Raw genomic sequence first — 3,790 nt, forward strand, 5'->3', positions numbered from 1 at the left:
GTGCGCGACCTTCACCAGCTCCTTGCGACGCTCCTCGTTGAGTTCGGGGATGCGCAGGCGCAACACCTGGCCTTCGGTCGCAGGCGACAGGCCGAGATTGGAATCGACGATCGCCTTCTCCACGGCCTTGACCATCGACTTGTCCCAGACCTGCACCGAGATCAGCCGCGGCTCCGGCACGCTGACGGTGGCGAGCTGGTTGAGCGGCATGTGACTGCCATAGGCCTCGACCTGGACCGGATCGAGCATCGAGGCGGAGGCGCGCCCCGTGCGCAGGCCGCCGAGCTCGTGCTTGAGAGACTGGACCGCGCCCTGCATGCGGCGTTTCACTTCGTTGAGGTCGAAATTACCCGTGGCCATCACGTTTCTCCTTCAAATTCCCGACGACCGCTCGGCGCCCTTCCCTTTCGGGCCCGCCAGACCAGTCGTCAGCCGGCGACGATGGTTCCGTGCCCGACACCACGCAGAATCGCGCCGATCGACCCCGGCTCCGCGATCGAGAATACGATGATAGGCAGCGATGTCTCGCGGGCAAGCGCGAAGGCGGTCGCATCCATCACCTTGTAGCCGCCCTCGATCGCCTGCGAATGGGTCAGGCGGTCGAACCGCGTGGCGGTCGGATCCGTCTTCGGGTCGGCCGAGTAGACCCCATCGACATTGGTGGCCTTCAGGACCGCCTGCGCGCCGATCTCGGCGGCACGCAGCACCGCGGTCGTGTCGGTGGTGAAAAACGGATTGCCGGTCCCGCCGCCGAGCAGCACGATCCGGCCCTCGGCCAGGTATTTGTGTGCCGCGGTGCGGGTGAACAGCTCGGAAATCTCCGGCATGACGAAGGCCGACAGCGTCCGTGCCGGCGTGCCCTTGCGCTCGATCGCCGCTTCCAGCGCGAGGCAGTTCATCATGGTGGCGAGCATGCCCATGGTGTCGCCGGTGGTGCGCGACACCCCGCGGGAGGAAACCTCGACGCCGCGGACCATGTTGCCGCCGCCGATCACGACCGCGACCTCGGTGCCGAGCTTGCGGGCGGCGATCAGGTCGTCCGCAACCCGGTCGACGGTCGGCTGATCGATGCCAAAGCCCTGCTGTCCCGCGAGATACTCGCCGGACAGCTTGATCACGACGCGACGATAGACCGGATCAGTCATGAGCACTTTCCTTGTCCGGGCGCCGCTCCCGGCGGCGCGCCGGAAGGATTCCGGCGCTTATTTCTTGCCGCTGGCCGCCGCGACCTCGGCCGCGAAGTCGCTCTGCTGCTTCTCGATGCCCTCGCCGAGAGCATAACGGACGAAGCCCGCGACCTTGACGGGACCGCCGACCTTGCCTTCAGCCTCCTTCACCGCCTGAGCCACCGACTTGCCGGTGTCGTGGATGAAGGCCTGCTCGAGCAGGCAGACTTCCTTGTAGTAGGTCTTGAGGCCGGACTCGACGATCTTCTCGATCACGTTCTCCGGCTTGCCCTGCTGGCGGTACTTGTCCGCGAGCACGTCCTTCTCGCGCTTGACCACGGCCGGATCGAGGCCGGACGGATCGAGCGCCAGCGGGTTGGCGGCCGCGACATGCATCGCGATCTGACGGCCGAGCGCTGCGAGCTCATCGGCCTTGCCCGGCGATTCCAGCGCCACGATCACGCCCATCTTGCCGGCGCCGTCGATAACGGCGCCGTGGACGTAGTGCGAGACCACGCCCTGGCTCACTTCGAGCTGGGCGGCGCGGCGCAGCGTCATGTTCTCGCCGATGGTGGCGATGGCGTCATTGATCGCGGTCTCGATCGTGACGTCGCCGACCTTGGCGGCCTTGATCTTCTCGACGTCGGCGCCGACGTCGAACGCGACCTGCGCGATCATCTTGACGAGGCCCTGGAACTGGCCGTTACGTGCGACGAAGTCGGTCTCGGAGTTGACCTCGACAACGACGCCCTTGGTGCCCTTGGTGAGCGCACCGATCAGGCCCTCGGCCGCGACGCGACCCGACTTCTTGGCCGCCTTGGACAGACCCTTCTTGCGCAGCCAGTCCTGCGCCGCTTCCATGTTGCCGTCGTTCTCGGTCAGCGCGGCCTTGCAGTCCATCATGCCCGCGCCGGTCGATTCGCGCAGGTCCTTGACCATCGCAGCTGTGATCGTTGCCATTGTTGAAAATCCTTTGTGCCTGCCGGTTTGCCGCAGCGCGGCCTTGAGGCGCCCCGCCGCGGTCCATCTCAGGAATTCTGGTCAACTGAAATGGTGGCCGGATCCTATCCGGCCAACCCATCGCTCTTTTTGACTATTCCGCTTCCGCGGTCAGCGCCTTGGCCTTGGCCACCCAAGCGTCCGCGCGGCTCGGCAGACCGACTTCTTCGCCGATCGTGTGCGCGGTGTCGTGATCGAGCTCGGCAAGCTGCCAATAGTGGAAGATGCCGAGGTCGTTGAACTTCTTCTCGATCGCACCCGACACGCCCGGGAGCTTCTTGAGGTCGTCGGCGGCGCCGCGAGGACCCGCAAGGCCCTGGAAACCGCTCGACGACGCAGCCGGCAGTTCCTCGGCGAGCGGCTTGGCGGAAGCACCGATGTCGATGCCCGAATCGCCCTGCGCACGCGAGATGCCGTCGATCGCCGCACGCGCGATCAGGTCGCAATACAGCGAGATCGCGCGGCCGGCGTCGTCATTGCCCGGCACCACATAGGTGATGCCCTTCGGATCCGAATTGGTGTCGACGATCGCGGCGACCGGGATGTTGAGCCGCTGGGCCTCCTGGATCGCGATGTCTTCCTTGTTGGTGTCGATCACGAAGATCAGGTCGGGCAGACCGCCCATGTCCTTGATGCCGCCGAGCGAACGGTCGAGCTTGTCGCGCTCGCGCTGCAGCGTCAGGCGCTCCTTCTTCGTGTAGGAATTGGCTTCGCCGCCCGAGAGCACGTCGTCGAGGTGACGCAGGCGCTTGATCGAGGCCGAGATCGTCTTCCAGTTGGTCAGCGTGCCGCCGAGCCAGCGCGAATTGACGAAATACTGCGCGCAGCGCTTGGCCGCGTCCGCAACGCCGTCCTGCGCCTGGCGCTTGGTGCCGACGAACAGGATGCGGCCGCCCTTGGCGACCGTGTCGCTGACGGCCTGAAGGGCCTGGTGCAGCATCGGCACGGTCTGGGCGAGATCGACGATGTGGATGTTGTTGCGTGTGCCGAAAATGAACGGAGCCATTTTCGGATTCCAGCGGTGAGACTGGTGACCAAAGTGCACGCCAGCTTCGAGCAGCTGACGCATGGTGAAATCGGGTAGCGCCATCGTTCTAATTCTCCGGTTGGTTCCTCCGGAAACGTGTGAGCAAAACGGAGCGTTCTCGCCCCGGTTGCCACCGGACGGCCTTGCGAGCCATGTTTCCGTGTGAGATGGCGCGCTATATAGCGCCATTTCGGCCAGAAGCAAGGAAATAAGGGCCCCGTTCGAGGCCCCGTAAGGATTTCGTCGCCTCCCGGCGCCATCGGTTGCCTAACACCTGGGCTGGCCGGGCGGGCAAGACTTCGGCGGCGGCCCGGCGGGCCGCGGCGGCGGGTGTGCTGCCGGCGCCGGACGCGGCGGCGCGGCTGCCATGGGAGGCGGCGCTGCTCGCGCGACCGGAGGTGGCGGCGGCGCGGGACGCGCCATCGCAGGCGGAGGCGGCGCCGGTCGCGCCATTGGAGGCGGAGGTGGCGCGGGGCGCGCGACCTGAGGCGGCGGTGCCGGCCGTGCGACGGCCACGGGCGGTGGCGCCGCCCGCGGCGGCGGGGCTGGCGCGACCCGCGGTGGCGGCGGCGCCGTGGGTCTCGCCAGCGCCTGGGGA

Annotated in this window: 4 protein-coding genes and 1 pseudogene; 1 reads left to right on the plus strand and 4 read right to left on the minus strand. The window is 66.9% G+C overall.

Annotated elements, in window-relative coordinates; genetic code table 11:
- The 4 genes from JHD07_RS35100 to JHD07_RS35115 all read right to left on the minus strand — a co-directional run.
- On the minus strand, positions 1 to 360 hold a 360-nt coding region (locus JHD07_RS35100), incomplete at its 3' end, for a ribosome-recycling factor (protein ID WP_291630526.1).
- Positions 361 to 428: 68 nt separating this feature from the next.
- Entirely contained in the window at positions 429 to 1,145 is a 717-nt protein-coding gene (gene pyrH, locus JHD07_RS35105) for a UMP kinase (RefSeq protein ID WP_291630527.1), read from the minus strand.
- Between the two features lie 57 nt (positions 1,146 to 1,202).
- A complete protein-coding gene (gene tsf, locus JHD07_RS35110) occupies positions 1,203 to 2,126 on the minus strand; it encodes a translation elongation factor Ts (protein WP_291630528.1) in 924 nt (307 codons plus the stop codon).
- 133 nt (positions 2,127 to 2,259) lie between these two features.
- Positions 2,260 to 3,255 carry a 30S ribosomal protein S2 gene (locus JHD07_RS35115; RefSeq protein ID WP_291630529.1) on the minus strand — a complete coding sequence of 332 codons (996 nt, stop codon included), beginning with the start codon at positions 3,253 to 3,255 and terminating at the stop codon, positions 2,260 to 2,262.
- A 269-nt stretch (positions 3,256 to 3,524) separates the two neighbouring features.
- On the opposite strand from JHD07_RS35115, the pseudogene JHD07_RS35120 reads away from it, so the two are divergent.
- Positions 3,525 to 3,790, plus strand: a pseudogene (locus JHD07_RS35120) (hypothetical protein); the annotation flags it as partial.

The organism is Bradyrhizobium sp. (assembly GCF_016462955.1).
In the GTDB taxonomy this organism is placed as follows: Bacteria; Pseudomonadota; Alphaproteobacteria; order Rhizobiales; family Xanthobacteraceae; genus Bradyrhizobium.